This is a genomic window from Methanomicrobiales archaeon, assembly GCA_030019205.1.
In the GTDB taxonomy this organism is placed as follows: domain Archaea; phylum Halobacteriota; class Methanomicrobia; order Methanomicrobiales; family JACTUA01; genus JASEFH01.
This window is the reverse complement of the sequence record JASEFH010000027.1, coordinates 14,729-29,971: the sequence shown is the minus strand read 5'-3', so window position 1 is coordinate 29,971 and position 15,243 is coordinate 14,729. Positions and strand designations below refer to the sequence as shown.

Annotated in this window: 10 protein-coding genes; 8 read left to right on the top strand and 2 right to left on the bottom strand. The window is 52.9% G+C overall.

The features are described 5' to 3' along the window. Window positions 1–1,815 precede the first annotated feature (1,815 nt). Window positions 1,816–2,838 carry an XRE family transcriptional regulator gene (locus QMC96_11930; protein MDI6877469.1) on the bottom strand — a complete coding sequence of 341 codons (1,023 nt, stop codon included), beginning with the start codon at window positions 2,836–2,838 and terminating at the stop codon, window positions 1,816–1,818. 478 nt (window positions 2,839–3,316) lie between these two features. Here QMC96_11930 and QMC96_11925 point away from each other — a divergent pair, with 478 nt between their 5' ends. From QMC96_11925 to QMC96_11915, 3 genes are all read left to right on the top strand, one after another. Continuing rightward, the gene (locus QMC96_11925; protein ID MDI6877468.1) at window positions 3,317–3,451 is read left to right on the top strand and encodes a hypothetical protein; all 135 of its coding nucleotides are present in this window, start codon (window positions 3,317–3,319) and stop codon (window positions 3,449–3,451) included. 149 nt (window positions 3,452–3,600) lie between these two features. Beyond that, window positions 3,601–3,894, top strand: coding sequence for a nucleotidyltransferase family protein (locus QMC96_11920; protein ID MDI6877467.1), 294 nt, complete (start codon window positions 3,601–3,603; stop codon window positions 3,892–3,894). Window positions 3,895–4,353: 459 nt separating this feature from the next. Further along, window positions 4,354–4,515, top strand: a complete 162-nt coding sequence (locus QMC96_11915; protein MDI6877466.1) for a hypothetical protein — start codon at window positions 4,354–4,356, stop codon at window positions 4,513–4,515. 24 nt (window positions 4,516–4,539) lie between these two features. Here the strand turns inward: QMC96_11915 and QMC96_11910 are convergent, their stop codons facing one another. Then, window positions 4,540–5,079 (bottom strand): hypothetical protein, encoded by a 540-nt coding sequence (locus QMC96_11910; GenBank protein ID MDI6877465.1) that lies wholly within the window; start codon window positions 5,077–5,079, stop codon window positions 4,540–4,542. A 343-nt stretch (window positions 5,080–5,422) separates the two neighbouring features. Here QMC96_11910 and QMC96_11905 point away from each other — a divergent pair, with 343 nt between their 5' ends. From QMC96_11905 to QMC96_11885, 5 genes are all read left to right on the top strand, one after another. Then, complete coding sequence (locus QMC96_11905) at window positions 5,423–6,232, top strand: DUF1819 family protein (protein ID MDI6877464.1); 810 nt, start codon at window positions 5,423–5,425, stop codon at window positions 6,230–6,232. Next, entirely contained in the window at window positions 6,213–6,809 is a 597-nt protein-coding gene (locus QMC96_11900) for a DUF1788 domain-containing protein (protein ID MDI6877463.1), read from the top strand. The genes QMC96_11905 and QMC96_11900 overlap by 20 nt, the downstream gene beginning before the upstream one ends. After that, window positions 6,809–10,456: a BREX system P-loop protein BrxC gene (brxC, locus tag QMC96_11895; GenBank protein MDI6877462.1), complete on the top strand. Its 3,648-nt coding sequence runs from the start codon at window positions 6,809–6,811 to the stop codon at window positions 10,454–10,456. The genes QMC96_11900 and brxC overlap by 1 nt, the downstream gene beginning before the upstream one ends. Window positions 10,457–10,825: 369 nt before the next feature. After that, on the top strand, window positions 10,826–12,823 hold the full coding sequence (locus QMC96_11890; GenBank protein MDI6877461.1) for a hypothetical protein: 1,998 nt from the start codon (window positions 10,826–10,828) through the stop codon (window positions 12,821–12,823). After that, window positions 12,823–14,802, top strand: a complete 1,980-nt coding sequence (locus tag QMC96_11885) for a hypothetical protein (GenBank protein MDI6877460.1) — start codon at window positions 12,823–12,825, stop codon at window positions 14,800–14,802. The genes QMC96_11890 and QMC96_11885 overlap by 1 nt, the downstream gene beginning before the upstream one ends. The last annotated feature ends 441 nt before the right edge of the window (window positions 14,803–15,243 follow it).

Here is a 15,243-nt window from a genome sequence, read left to right as displayed (position 1 = left end):
AAAGAGTCCCATCGAACCCGGCAGGCTGCCTGTTACGTCCTCGACAAGGGGTACGATGCCGAGTCCATCCATCGCCAGATCCGGGAAGAGATCCATGCAATATCCCTTATCCCGGTCCGAACACGGAAGCGGAAACGGATCCATGGACGGTATGGAGGGAGCTCGCCAGCACCTTCGATGAGAAGACCTACCACCGCAGAAACCTCGTGGAAACTGTCTTCTCCGTCCTGAAACGAACTCTCGGCGAAAGCCTGAGATCCAGAAAATACCGCCTCCAGGCCAAGGAAATTAAAATCAAAATCATCCTCTACAACCTGAAGCGAACCCTCGCATCCCACTCAATTCAGATTCTTGTAATCATTTCTACAGAGCGGGATTTGTCTGCACCAGGATGCGTGTTCGCGGGGGACCCAATCGATCGTGCGGGTGTGGTAGGACCGCAGGATAGGCCGCTATACTACCCGTGAGCTACATTACCCAAAGATGATCGGACAGAGCGGTTGACGTGCCGGCTTCCAGATCGGGGGTCATGATACATCTTTGTGCGAGATGATTGGTCGATGGACTCTCTCAGTCCGCCATGATCGATCAGTCTACATGCAGTCTCATCTGTCATGGTCCAATTGGTTGTGACTCCGCCATACCAAGGCGACAGTCGAACTGGACCATGGATACTGCCAGCCAGGTGGTGCGCCCGGTATCGCACCGGGAGGTGGCCGGGCGCGAGCAGATGGATTGACCTGTGGTCAGCAGGCCAAAGGTCGGATCCTCGCCATCTTGGGACGATACAATACCCAGCGAGACACAGAGCGCCTTGGTAGTGTAGCGGCCTATCATGTCGGCCTGACAGGCCGACGACTTGATCGATCTCGATTTCGATTGTATGTGAAACCCCTCCGTAGTTAGGGCGATGGGAGACTTACGAGATCCCATAGCCGGGCAGTGCGCCCGGCTAATGACCGAGCGCACCACCCTGTGCAGAGCGTGAGGAGGGGGTAGCCGTTATTCGGAATAAACGATGGCAATGTCGGTATTCGTATACTGTGGGTTTCTCCTTCTCATAGATGCCGACCCGCAATCGGAGCACCTAACCGATTCAGGAAGCGTTCCTCATTCCTTCCCGTGTTTGGTCATGTTACCACACCGGGAACACCCCACGCGGTTCGAAATGCGGTATCTGTTGGCCCTGCGCTCGGGTTCGTGGTCGATGAAGTTCCTAATCCAGACTAGTTCTAATCTGGATTAGTATGGAGGGGCTCTGGTTTTGTAGTGAGTGCGAAGGCTACGGCTATCGGGAACGACCGGGCTTACGGATCCCACCTCTCTATTCGCGCCTCGCAGTCTGCCCTCGGGAGCCACCGGCCATACGCCAGCATCGACCGTATGGCATCTGCGGCACGCGCTCCCTCGAGAATACCCTCATCCACAAGGGCATCCAGGATCCACAATGTTCCGTGGCACTCCACGCCGTTCTCTTGGGCCATCGTGCGTAAGGGACCGTCGCCAGTCACCAGCACAGAACGCGTATCCCATGCCAGGACAAATGCAGACAGGTCTCTGTGGGAGAGTCCCCGATGTCTCTGGCGGAGTTCATAGATCTCCAGAACCTGCCCGGGATCCAGGTCGACGATCTCCAGGCCGCAACGCCGCAACCTCTCCGGGGGGGACTGTCTTTATTTCGTGGGCGATGAAGTTCGCCATGAGGAAGGTATAGCCGAGACCTGAGGGGCAATCGAGGATTCCGCCGGCATCCAGGTCGAAGATGTAATTTGCATCGACAGAACACCGGAGCCGGATATTCCTCACGAGTATCGCCTAGAATGAGTCCATATAATGCTCGATCGGCTGTTCGCTCCCGAGGAGTTCCCGGGCTCGCGACTGGCTTATCTTCTTCTCACTCAACGCACGGAGCACCAGCAGTTTCATGTGCGTCGGACGCTCCGACGGAAGCGGGGCTCCCGGTTCATTCTGCCGCCATCCATGCTTATTGAAGAGGGTCCAGAGGCGTTCCGAAGTGCTCTCCGATATGATCCCGAGATCGGCAGCCCGGTGGAGCCAGGCACTCATGCTCATGCCCCACTTATGCTTGAGGACGTAGAACTCCCGCGGGGATATGTTCCGGCGCTGCTCCCCAAGTTCCCTGAACGCCATCTTCTTCGGCACAAGGAACGCAGCGGCAAACCGGTGGGCCGCCTTCTCTTCATCGACGTCTCCCTCGATCCGGAGCAGGAGGTGGCCGAGTTCGTGGGCGAGGTTGAACCGCTGGCGGTCCCCGGGCATATCGCTGTTCACGGCGATGACGGGCGTTGAATCTTCGTGGTAGAACGTCAGCGCGTCGAACTTATCCGTGGCTCCGATGACGCCGACTTTAACGCCGTGCTGCTCCAGCACATCCATGACGCTCTCGATAGGGTCCAGCCCCAGGTCCCACTCATCGCGGACGCTCTGCGCCACGTCTTCGATATCGTCCAGGGTCGTTATGCGGCAGTTCTCCGGGGAAGGAAGCGTAAGGGTCTTCTCCTCGCCCAGGATCAGTTCTATCTCGAGGTACCTCTCGAACCACTCCCGAACCTCTGCATGGATCTGCCTCTCCTCTTTTTTCTTGAGCGGCTTGCGGCACCGATACTGCGGTTGTGAGAGGTTCACCGATATGGAGCGGAAGAAGTAGTCGACACTCACTCCCAGGACCTCGCTCAACTGAATGATGACCCCGGAGCTCGGGACGACTTTGCCGCTCTCGTATTTCGAGATCGCCATGGCGCTCAGTCCCACCTCCCGCCCCAGAGCCCTCTGGCTCAAACCTGCCCCAATACGTGCCGATCGTATCCGTTCTCCCATGGTCATCCTGTCTCACCGTCACAGCTTCGGTTTACAATATCAAAATATATTGGTATTTTGTAAACTAAAGATACCTTGCAGTCCAGGGATATATGCGTTATGGAACGATTGCTGCATCTACCAGTCACCCTGCAGCAGGTCGGCGAACGACTCGGGAACTCTGTTCCAGCATACGCGAACCCGCCCGGACACTGATTCGCGTTGACCCGCAGGGATGCTTCCGCACGATCCAGAATATCTGCAAACGGTTTTGTGTATATCAATACCCCGATCCGGTATACACAAAATTCGTTGTGCATACCGGAGTATACACACACCATACCTCAGGGTTTGTGGGTCATCTACGATCCACAACAGAATTTGTGGGTCACAAAACGCAATATATGACCCACAAAAATACTTGTAGGACATGGGTAATCCACAACGATCGGACCCGGCCGGCTGCCGGGCTCGCGGTCTCCGACATGGGCATGGCGGCATGAGCGCGGGAGCAGACGAGGCGTTCACGATCGACCCGACAAAGGTACGGAAGTGGAAGCGGTATCCGGCGTATAAGGACTCAGGGGTGGAGTGGCTCGGGGAGGTGCGGTGGGGTGAGAGACAGCAGATCTAGCGTCCGTCATCGATCAGAATAACCCCCATCCCCTGCTTGAGGGGCAGGGGATCATCGTGAGGGCGGCCATACAGGGGCTTTTTTTAACGACGCAGTTACCGGGGGGCAAATTTATATCTCCAACCTCCGATAAAACTGATCGAACAGCCATGTCCGTCACGCAGGATCTGATCCGGAAGAAACGTTCCAAGATTCTCGCAATAGCCAGACGGCACGGCGCCACGAACCTGCTGATCTTCGGGTCGGTCGCCCGCGGCGAGGCAGGGCAGGGGAGCGACCTGGATCTCCTGGTGGACCGGGAGCCGGGGAGGAGCCTCCTCGACCATATCGCGCTCATCCAGGACCTGGAGGAGGTTCTCGGATGCCGGGTGGACGTGGTGACGGAGACAGCGCTCAAGGAGCGATACAGAGAGCGGATCCTCGGAGAGGCAGTGCCACTATGAGTGACGGGAACGAGCGGCTCCTCGACGTACTGGAAGCAATCGAGGATATTGAGCGGTATGCGATCCGGGGCAGGGAAGCGTTTTTGCAGGATGAACTGTTGCAGGTCTGGATGATTCACCACCTTCAGATCATCGGGGAAGCAGCCGCATGTCTTCCTATAGACCTGCGAAGCGCTTCTCCCGGCGTTCCCTGGAACAGATAATTGGCCTTCGAAATATCCTGATTCACGCATACTTCCGTGTGGATCCTGACGAGATCTGGGTGGTCGTGGATCGCGATATCCCCGCACTCAAGGAGGAGGTCGTGAGGCTCCTCTCCACACTCTCGGGCGCTGAAGACGCCGATTAACACCTCTTTTCAGATTTTTATGAAATGAACAAGCGCAATTTCTCCCATGATAGCCTTTACGGCCAGGCTTTTCCCTCCGGCGTCCTACTGCTTCCCATGAGGATACCAGGATGGCTGACGCAAGGACCTCCCGAGAGCTCGTTTACGAGACGAACGGGGACCTGAAGTGGATTTGTAAGATTCTTCAGCAGATGGAGCGGTGCGATGAGGATTTCGAAGCCCGGATCCAGGTGCTGGAAGGGTGGCGGGCGGGGTGGTGGTCATGCTGGTGAAGGTGCTTGGCGGGGGTGAGAGAACTATTTCAGCATCCCGTCCCGCCAGAAGAAGGGCTTGCCGGGGTCCCGCTCATATTTTTCAAAGACGCTCGGGTAGATCTCGGGATATTTCGCATCCTTGAGGGGTATACAGAACATCATTGCCGGATTTTTCGGGCTGCCGCCGACACCGATCACCACGAAGACCGGAATGCGGTTTGACCGGGAGTAGGCGTTGTATCGCTTGATCTGGTCGGGGGACGCCCATTTGACAACGGGCCCATTGATCTTCTGGCTCCTGTAAAACCCGGAGCGGTACTTGCATTCGACGGCAAACTTCTCGTTCGTCGGCTTGTAGCGGATAACAAGATCGGGATTGGTGTTGGACTCTACATAGATACCCTTACTCTTATCGTGGTTGTCCCGCGTCCAGTCGCTGATGGCGAAGTAGTCGTATCTCTGGGTGAAAAGGCCCGCGACATATGCCTCGAAATCCGCCCCTTTTTGATAGTTGATATCTTCCTCTTCTTCATCCGACAGCCAGAGGTCGAGCGTCTTTGATAATTTATCGAGAAAGCTCATGGGGAGGGTGTTTGATGCAAATTAATTTAGATTTTTTGGATTTTCTAACATATGTGTCCGAAATTAACGAGTAGTGCATCTAAGCCACGTTTCCAGGTAGGTTACCAGACCTCTTATCGGGAACATACTCAGACACTGAAGTCATCTAAAAACATAAGATACGCGAACAAGTTCGGCAGAAAAGTATGAAGAACCTTTAGTAGATGAAGCCATGCAGATTCGATCTAGGAATTGGAGACAGAGGAGCTGACAATGCATACTGCACCGAGCAAACTTAGAAAGTAGTTTTATGAACATCTCAAATAGTTATAATTATCTATTTTCATAGTGAAGTCTCCTTTTAATGAGTACCCCGAAGAAAACAAACCGAATATCTTCAATTGGACACTCACGATACACCTCGAAAATTATCAAAGCAACAGCCCTACTGGACGATACAAAGACTCTTCTTGAATTTTGGGATGAGGGTGCGTCGGTAAGAGAGAATTTTTCACGCATTCGGGAGCAAAACATATTCGGCAAATCATCACGATCACGGATCGATGATGAACTCGAAATATTTCATCAACGTTACTTCTTTGACCTTGATATAGCATCTGCACTGGCATATCTTGTAAAGAAAAACGTCGCAAATGAGATACTACATCCGATTTTATTCTATTTTTCAGCAAAGGCAGACAAATTGCTCTATGATACAACCAAGATCCTGGAAACCTATGCAATGCGAGGACAGATGAGTGTCACCACCGATGAAATGAAACAAGAGATCTATAGGTTTGTCAACGAAGGGAAAACGACAACGCGGTGGTCAGAAAACACCATTAGTATAGTAACACGCCATCTCATGGCTACACTGCGCGATTTCGGCATTCTGGAAGGAGGGACAAATAAAAAGATCGCCTCGTTTTATCTCCCAAATCAGGCGTTTGCGTTTATTGCTTTGTACCTGTACAATGAAGGCAATCCAGGGGAAAAATTGGTAAATCATCCCGACTGGGGTCTATTCTTCTTGAACCCCCGGTCAGTAGAGCGATTTTTCCTCGAATGCCATCAAGAAGGTCTGTTGAATTATCATGGAGCAGGATCGGTCATCCGAATCGATTTTCCCACTAAATCACTCAGGGAGTATGCAGATGTCCTCACTCGAAAGTAGATTCGCAGATCTTGAGCGAAAATTGAAAAAACGACCTCTGAAATTGAATGCTATCAATACTTTGCCGTTCCTGATCTTTCACTACGCTCCAAGCGATGAGTGGAAGCTGCGGCGATTAATAACAAACATCGGGATTCAACTGGAAAACGAAGGAAAGCATATTGTCTGTCTTTCAATGGAAAAACTCCTGTGGGAGTCACTGGAAACCATTGAACAGCAGAACCCGATCGAAGGATATAGTGCAGTTGTAAACCTTGAGAAGGATTCCGGATTCCTGGAGGCCCAGGATCAGATAATCACGTATTTCTCCGATAATGACCGCTGCCCACTCGTCGAAAAGATCGCCAAACGCCTCGAAAACATCGACCCTGAGACTCATATCGTCTTTCTTATCCACGTCGCAGCAATGGCACCGGATCTCTATCAGGTACACGTGCTGCTGGATAAGCTAGAAGGTAAAACAATGGTCCCGACGATATTGTTCTATCCCGGATCGCTGGATGGGATAACAGGGCTTCGCTTCATGGATATGCGGGACAGGGAACCCATGGGCAATTACCGTGTTGAAATCCTGTGATGATAAAATTGGAGGAGAGCATGGAACTGATTCAAGATTTAATTGAACGAGATCTGTCACGGCAGATTGAGGAGATCATCAAAGTCTACCAGGACGATGAACAGACGATCTATGAAGAAATAGCAGAATACGTCCCGACTGATAATATCAAAGAACAACTTGCGGATACGCTTGTGGCCATAGCAAAAAGTCCACAGACCCACCAGAAGATCGAGAAGATGGGTCTGTGGATCTCTGGCTTCTTTGGCTCAGGAAAGTCATCGTTTGCTAAAAATCTCGGACTAATACTCTCCAACCCCCAAATTTGCGGTTCAAGCGCTTCCGAATTATTCAAGAAAAAATTCAACGATCAGAGAATTAGCAGTTACATCGACAATATCAACGCCAGAATTCCAGCGAAAGTCATCATGTTCGATATCGCAAATACGAGTTATGTAAGAAAAGGCGGTAAAGAACTGATTTCCGAGGTGATGTACCGTTCTCTGCTCGAAAATCTGGGATACTCAAAGGACTTTGATATAGCAGAACTGGAAATCTGGCTTGAAAAAACAGGAAGATACGACGACTTCCTTGCTGCATATAATGAACTCTATCAGGATGTGCCCTGGGAGGAGGCGCGAAACGGTGCGGAGAAGATAGGCCGGGCGAGTGCGGTGATGCACCAGCTCGATCCTGCTACCTATCCCGATGTACTGGCATGGCGAAATACGGTGCGCGGAAAATCCGTAGATTTCTCAGTGGAAGATTTCGTAACACGGGTTTTCGAACTGAGCGAACGGCGTCTGAAAGGGAAATCTCTTTTCTTCGTTATTGACGAAGTCGGCCAGTATGTGGGGAGAAGTGACGCCAAGCTGGAGGATCTTCGGGTTATCATCGAAGGGCTCGGAAAGGAGAGCAAGAACCGACTCAAAAGGGGAGAGATCATCGCGCCCGTGTGGGTGATAGTGACCTCTCAAGAACGATTGCAGGATGTCATTAACACGATTGACGAGAAGAACGTCAAGTTTCCACGCCTTCTCGATCGTTTTTTTACGGTGGATCTCTCCCCGGAGGATATTCGAGAGGTTGCAACCCGGCGCGTTCTTTCCAAGAAAGAAGAAGCGAAACCTATTCTCGAAAAAATCTATCGTGACAGCCATGGGAAGTTGCTTGAACAATGCCATCTTGAGCGCACTCCGATTCGCAGCGATATCACTGAAGAGGATTTCGTGCAATTTTACCCCTATCTTCCGCATTTCATCAACCTCTCCATCAAGATCATGGATGGAATCCGTCGCCAACCAGGAGCGACACGCCATATCGGCGGGAGCAACCGGACGATCATCAAGCAGGCATATGAGATGCTCGTTTCCGAGCGAACAAATCTTGCCACCAAACCGATTGGGACACTTGTTGCCCTAGATGACATCTATGAACTTGTCGAAGGGAGCCTTCAGGAGCGCCGATCTGATATCGCTCAAATTGCCGAGACATTCTCTGATGACGACGGTTGGGCGCTCCGGGTAGCAAAGACAATCACTCTCCTCGAATTCGTACGCGAAGTCCCAAGGACGACCAGGAATATTGCCGCGCTGATGCTGAAGTCTATTCATGAATCTGCGCCCATTCAGAAGGTGGAGGAAGCACTTGAGCGGCTGAAAGAAGCTGATTTTGTTAGAAATACCGAAGAGGGGTGGAAGATCCAGTCTGCTGGGGAGAAGAACTGGGGTGCAGAGCGGCGCCGCCACCTCAACCCGAAGCCTGCCGACCGGATTGCTATCCTTCATGATGTTATTAGAGATATCGTCTCAGATACAAAATTGAAGAACTTCCAATATAAGAGGAAGAATTTCAAGGTTGAATACTCCGTGGATGGAGTAAGAATCAGTGAACCAGGGTTAATTCCTATTTCTATTATGATAGCGGACTCGCCCTCTGAGATCGCCAAGAAAAACGAGGCTGTTGAGGATGAGAGCAGGATCGAGGACAAAACGCTGTTCTGGGTGATGGCGCTCACCCCGGAGATTGATGATCTCGTAGCACAATACCATGCATCCCATTGGATGGTTGAAGAGTATTCCCGGTTGGCAGCGCAGAACCAGATCACTAATGTCGAGCGGGAGAGTCTTGATAACGAAAAACATGAGAGAAGCCGCATCAGATCCCGTCTCAATGATAAGATCACCGAAGCATTGATGCAAGGTACCGGTATATTTAGTGGAAGGAAAAAGGACAGTTCTTCGTTTGGGAATTCATCATTGAGCGCCGTATTCAGAGGATTTTTCGAGTATGCTGTACCAGAACTTTTCCCGAAATTCGAGATGGGTGCAGTAAAACTCAGAGGCAACGATGCAGAATTACTTCTCAAAGCTGAGAATCTCAATGGATTACCACCGGTATTTTATGAAGGGGAGGATTCGCTCTCACTGGTCATTCGAGATGGGCAGAACTATGTCCTCAACCCCGAAGCACCTATAGCTAAGGAAATTTTCGGACGGATTCACCAGGCTAAGGAATACGGTGGAGAGCGCGAGACGGGAAGGAAACTGGAACAATATTTTTCCGGGTTTGGCTACGGCTGGGATACCGACGTGCTGAAGGTCGTGCTTGCCGCTCTGTTTCGTGCAGGGATGATCGAGGTTCTTCACGAGGGTAAAGTATACCGGAATTATGCCGATCCCCAGGCCAGGGTGCCCTTTATCAACAATATCCAATTCAGGAATGCAGGGTTTGTTGAACGTACCGGCAGACCGCCACTCAAAGCTCTCGTAAGAGCTTCTGATCTGCACAGGGAGATCGAGGGAGTGGAGGTTGATATCGACGAGGCCAAGATCGTCTCTGCGTTCAAAGCCCTTGCAGCGAAATACTACGATGATGTCTTAGAGTTGAGAACACGCATTCGCTCGTACATTCTTCCCGTCGGGGATGTTGTCGACGATTACTTCGATCAACTTTCGTCCATCAAGTCTTCAGATCCAAACGATACATTCACGCTCATCGACGGTTATGGAACTGATCTGCTTACAGCGCACCGGAAGTATCTTGCGCTCAAGCGAAAAATTACAAAAGAATGCCTCGAAACAGTCTCGCGGGCACGCAAAATCCTTCACGAGGTGGCCCCTCAGATCGAGCTTCCTCAGATAAGCAAAGCGCTTGATGAAACTCTCTCCTCGCCTACATTCTATGAACAAGTGGACAAGATTACTGAACTCTCCAATAAACTTGTTGTAGCCTTCCGGGACGAGTATGAGGCTGTTCACCAGATGCGTAGAGATCTCTATCGGCAGGCGATTGAGGAGGTGACCCAAGATCCCGATTTTGCCGGGCTTGGTGAGGGAGATCAGGAAATCGTGCTCTCTCAACTCGAAAGCGTGGGGTGTACGGACTTACGGTTCAGTGAAGAGGTGTGGAAGTGCGCCACCTGTCGTGCCAGTCTAGGCCAGATGCACGCCGATATCGCTGCAGTCGCAGGGAGAACGCAGGAGGCGCTCGCCATGGTGCAGGAACTTCTCGTGAAGGATCCAGAGATAAAGACCCAGCGTTTGCGGCTTTCGGCATCGTTCCCCTCCCGGCTTGACAGCAGGGAGTCGGTTGAACTTGCCATCGAAGCACTGAGAGAGGAACTGCTCAAGCTGATCGATAATGGGATCGTCATTATTCCGGAGTGAGATTCTGATCGACTTGGGATCGTAATTATTCCGGAGGGAGATTTTATGGATGCATCTACAAGAAATACGCTCAGGAATGCAGTAACTAACTGCAGAAAGATCCTGGAGACGGCTGTATCCGAACTTCTGGAGGGTAGATATGGGATCGACAAGAAAGGAACGATTACCCCCCATGATCGAATGGAACATCTCTCTGCCGAGGACAAACGCTTCCGCAACGATCTTATCGCTCACCTGGAACACATTCAGGCAACCGGTTACTCAAAGAAGGATGCCGCCGAGCAGCTTGTCCGGGAAGTGGCCTTCACTCATCTCAACCGATTGTGTGCTTACAAGATCCTCGAAACACGCGGATATATCCGGGAGTCGGTGAGCAGGGGGATCCGATCGAACGGGTTCCTTCGCTACTGTGCGGAACATCCGGAGGACGAGCGGTTATACTCCTCGGGTGAGCAGGATGTGGCTTACCGTCACTATCTCGGGTGGCTCGGGGCAAGCCTGAACGAAGAGATTGGTGTCCTCTTCTCCCCAACCGATCCGGCGAACCGTCTCTTTCCGCCGCAACAGGTTATCGATGCGGTGATGGAGGAATTGAATGCCGAGTCGCTTGCTGAGATCTGGGAGAGTGACGAGACCATAGGATGGATCTACCAGTATTTTACGCCGAAAGAACTCCGTGATAAGGCTCGAAAGGATAGCCAGGCACCAAGAAATTCCTACGAACTCGCGTTTCGCAACCAGTTCTTCACTCCGCGTTATGTGGTGCAGTTCCTGACCGATAATACCCTCGGCCGGATCTGGTACGAGATGCGCCAGGGCAAAACTATCCTCGCCGAGAGGTGCGAGTATCTCGTCCGCTACCCTGATGAGGTCTTCCTGGGCGATGCGGAGGATGGTGGGAAAGGGACAAAGATGCTGCAGGCATTTTCGAACGGCGAAACGACAGCCTTTCCTTCGGCGTGGGATCTCGCCTGGTCCGTCAGCCGATTTGATTGGCCGCACGATCTCCGGCTCAGGGCGTGGAAGGATGCGGTGACTGCTCTCGAAGCAGGCGGTGAAGTCGATCTCACATCATGGAAGACCCAGGATATCCTCGACTGCCTGCATGCAATGGCAAATGCCAATCGCTTCAACGATTCCTGGGACGGGCACGGCCCGGCAACCACAGCCCTCGCGGCGGAGGTCAAGCGCCGCATCCGGGCAGGCATGGACTCCGATGCGTCACAGGAGACCCTGCTCAGATTGCCACAACTGGTTTCCTTCCGCGCGAAGAAGGATCCGCGGGAGATCCGTGTGCTGGATCCTGCCTGCGGGTCCGGTCACTTCCTGCTCTACTGCTACGATCTTCTGGAAATCATCTACCGGGAGGCATGGGAGGACGAACAGGCGCCGGTGTGGCCGGGTTCGGGGAGAACACTCAGACAGGACTATCCCGACCACGATGCCCTCCTTGCAGAGATCCCGGGCCTGATCCTGCGCCACAACCTGCACGGGATCGATATCGATCTCCGGGCTACCCAGATCGCCTCCCTTGCCCTCTGGCTCCGCGCCCAGCGTTCGTTCCAGGAACTTGGGCTTGATCAGCAGCGCCGCCCCCGGATCACGAAGGCCAACATCGTCTGCGCCGAGCCGATGCCCGGCGAGAAGAAGATGCTCGAAGAGTTCGTCCAGGGTCTCAACCCTCCGCTTCTCGGTGCGCTCGTCCGGGAGATCTTTGAGAAGATGCAGCTCGCCGGTGAGGCAGGGTCGCTGCTCAAGATCGAGGAGGAGATCAAAGACATCGTCGCAGAGGCAAAACGGAAGTGGCTCACCCGGCCGAAGGAGGAGCAGACCACCCTTTTCCCGGTCGAGAAGAAACGGGAGTGGCAGACTGGGCTCTACTCGTTCAAGGGCATCTCCGATGCCTCGTTCTGGGATATGGCGGAGCAGAAGGTTCTCGAAGCCCTCCACGCCTATGCCTGGCGGACCGCCAACGGTGCAGGCTACCGGCGCAAACTCTTCGCAGAGGATGCGGAACGGGGCTTTGCATTCATCGAACTCTGCCAGAAGCAGTACGACGTCGTCCTGATGAATCCGCCGTTCGGGGCCGCGAGCAAACCCTCGAAGAACTACATCGATAGCACCTATCCGCGGACAAAGAACGACGTCTACGCGGCGTTCGTGGAGCGCTGGGTCGACAAGCTCGTCCCCCGCGGCAGGCTCGGCGCCATCACGTCCCGCACCGGGTTCTTCCTCTCGTCGTTCCAGAAGTGGCGGGAAGAAGTTCTGCTGAAGGAGTGCCGGCCGGTCGTGGTCGCCGACCTCGGCTACGGGGTGCTGGATACTGCGATGGTGGAGACAGCGGCGTATTGTCTGGAGGCGCTGTGATGGGTGGGGGTTGTACCTTCATCCGGCTGCTCGCCGACGAGGATAAAGGAGTGGCGCTTAGGGATGCGATCGATGCGCTGCAAAACGGAGAAGTGCCCTCCGCTGTTTTCTCGATCGATCCGGAAAAATTCTCCATGGTCCCGAGGTCGCCGTTTGCTTACTGGGTCTCCGACCGGATCAGGCGGCTCTTCATGGATTTGCCACCCTTCGAAAACGATGAAAGAAATGTTAGGGTTGGCCTTCAAACAAGCGACGATTTTCGCTTTGTCCGGGCATGGTGGGAGGTGGCTCCCGCCCGGCTCGTCAGCGGGACACCGGAGACAACACCCGAAGAGTTCAGGGCGCAGACCTTTTCCGGGAAGAAGTGGGTGCCGTTTGCAAAGGGAGGAGAGTATTCACCATATTATGCAGATGTGCACCTCGTGGTGAATTGGAGCAATGCTGGCCAAGAGATTAAAAATCGAATAAACCCAGATTCAGGTCGTCCATACTCAAACGTCTGGATGCTAAGAGATACAGAAGAAAATTTGTTTTTCAGGCCGGGGCTGACATGGCCACGTAGGACAACAAGTGGTATCAGCATACGGCTACTAAATTCTGGCGTTATATTTGGAGATAAAGGCCCCGTATGCTTTATCAACGATATCGCTGAATTGTCACCATCGATTGGCTTAGCACAATCATCGGCATACTCTTATTTAATAAACCTTCAGGTTGCAGCGGCTGATGCCGCTGCTAGATCCTATGAAGTTGGTATCATCCAAAAAACACCAATGCCTGAAATTAACGTCAATCAAAAAATTCATTTGACCTGTTTAATCACTCAGATTCTCAAGATTAAAAGGGAAATTGAAAAAACAAATGAATTGAACCATTTATTCAATTATCCCCCATACATACAATGCAAGAATGAAAGTATTACAAAAACGGTTGACCAATGGGCATTGTTTATCAACAACTCGATAAATGAAGGAAATATTATCCAAAACCAAATCGATGAAATCTCATTCAATACTTATGGTCTTTGTGATTCAGATAAAAACTTGATAAGAAAGGCCTCTTCTAATCGTCCATCTCCTATAAATGCGCCTCAACCAAACGTGCGATGTATTGCTGCAGATTTTCTTTCATACTCTCTAGGTACCATCTTCGGCCGCTGGGACGTCCGCTACGCCACCGGCGAACGGGAACCGCCCGAACTCCCCGATCCTTTCGCCCCCCTTCCCGCCTGCTCTCCCGGGATGCTACAGGGTGACGACGGCCTGCCGCTCGACCCGCACGAGATCCCACCGGACTATCCCCTGAAGGTCGATCCCGACGGCATCCTCGTCGATGATGAGGGGCATCCCGATGACATCATCGCCCGCATCCGGGACGTGCTCGCCCTCATCTGGGGCGATCGTGCCGATGCCATCGAGAAAGAGGCCTGCGAGATCCTCGGCGTCAAATCCTTGCGGGACTACTTCCGCAAACCCAGTGCAGGCGGGTTCTGGGACGACCACGTGAAGCGCTACTCGAAGAGCCGGCGGAAGGCGCCGATTTACTGGCTGCTCCAGTCGGCGAAGAAGAACTACGGCATCTGGATCTACTATCCGCGGATGGATGGCGACACCCTTTACAAGGCGCTCCGGTATGCAAAGGACAAACTTGCTATGGAGGAGCGCCGGCTGGAGGACCTCCGAAAGGAGCGGGAGCAGTCCGGCACCGGCGGAGCCGTGGTCAAGAAGATGGAGAAGGAGATCGACGGCCAGGAGGCGTTCATCAGCGAACTCCATGATTTCGTCGAGAAGCTGGAGCGGGCCGCAAGTCTCAACCTCATCCCGGAGCACGACGACGGGGTGGTGCTCACCATCGCACCGCTCCGGGAACTGGTGCCCTGGAACGAGCCAAAGAACTACTGGGGTGAGTTGATCGAAGGAAAGTATGCATGGTCGTCGATCGGGAAGCAGCTCGCGGAGAAGGGACTGGTTAAGAGATGACAACGTCAAATTGCACCTTCATCCGGTTGCTCGCCGACAAGGATAAGGGAGCAGCGCTTGCGAACTCAGTCAGTGCTTTGAGGAGTGGAGAGGAATCCTCTGGAGTCTTCCCTGTCGCTCCAGAAAAGTTCTCCATGGTTCCGGGATCACCGTTCGCCTACTGGGTCTCTGACCGTATTCGGCAGCTCTTCGCGGATCTGCCCCCCTTCGAGGGTAATGGGAGGACGATCAAACAGGGTCTTGCCACCGCCGACGATTTCCGCTTTGTCCGGGCATGGTGGGAGGTGGACCCTACCCGCACCGTCAGCGGGACATCGGAGACGACACCAGATGAATTCAGGGCGCAAACCTTTGCCGGGAAGAAATGGGTGCCTTTCGCGAAGGGTGGAGAATACTCACCATACTATGCAGACATACACCTCGTGGTGAATTGGGGAAATG

What these genes read in the sequence shown, in the direction of transcription:
- QMC96_11885 (MDI6877460.1), top strand. Translation starts at nt 12,823, where the DNA reads ATGGGTGGGGGTTGTACCTTCATCCGGCTGCTCGCCGACGAGGATAAA.
- brxC (MDI6877462.1), top strand. Translation starts at nt 6,809, where the DNA reads ATGATAAAATTGGAGGAGAGCATGGAACTGATTCAAGATTTAATTGAA.
- QMC96_11920 (MDI6877467.1), top strand. Translation starts at nt 3,601, where the DNA reads ATGTCCGTCACGCAGGATCTGATCCGGAAGAAACGTTCCAAGATTCTC.
- QMC96_11900 (MDI6877463.1), top strand. Translation starts at nt 6,213, where the DNA reads ATGTCCTCACTCGAAAGTAGATTCGCAGATCTTGAGCGAAAATTGAAA.
- QMC96_11915 (MDI6877466.1), top strand. Translation starts at nt 4,354, where the DNA reads ATGGCTGACGCAAGGACCTCCCGAGAGCTCGTTTACGAGACGAACGGG.
- QMC96_11925 (MDI6877468.1), top strand. Translation starts at nt 3,317, where the DNA reads ATGAGCGCGGGAGCAGACGAGGCGTTCACGATCGACCCGACAAAGGTA.
- QMC96_11910 (MDI6877465.1), bottom strand. Translation starts at nt 5,079, where the DNA reads ATGAGCTTTCTCGATAAATTATCAAAGACGCTCGACCTCTGGCTGTCG.
- QMC96_11905 (MDI6877464.1), top strand. Translation starts at nt 5,423, where the DNA reads ATGAGTACCCCGAAGAAAACAAACCGAATATCTTCAATTGGACACTCA.
- QMC96_11930 (MDI6877469.1), bottom strand. Translation starts at nt 2,838, where the DNA reads ATGGGAGAACGGATACGATCGGCACGTATTGGGGCAGGTTTGAGCCAG.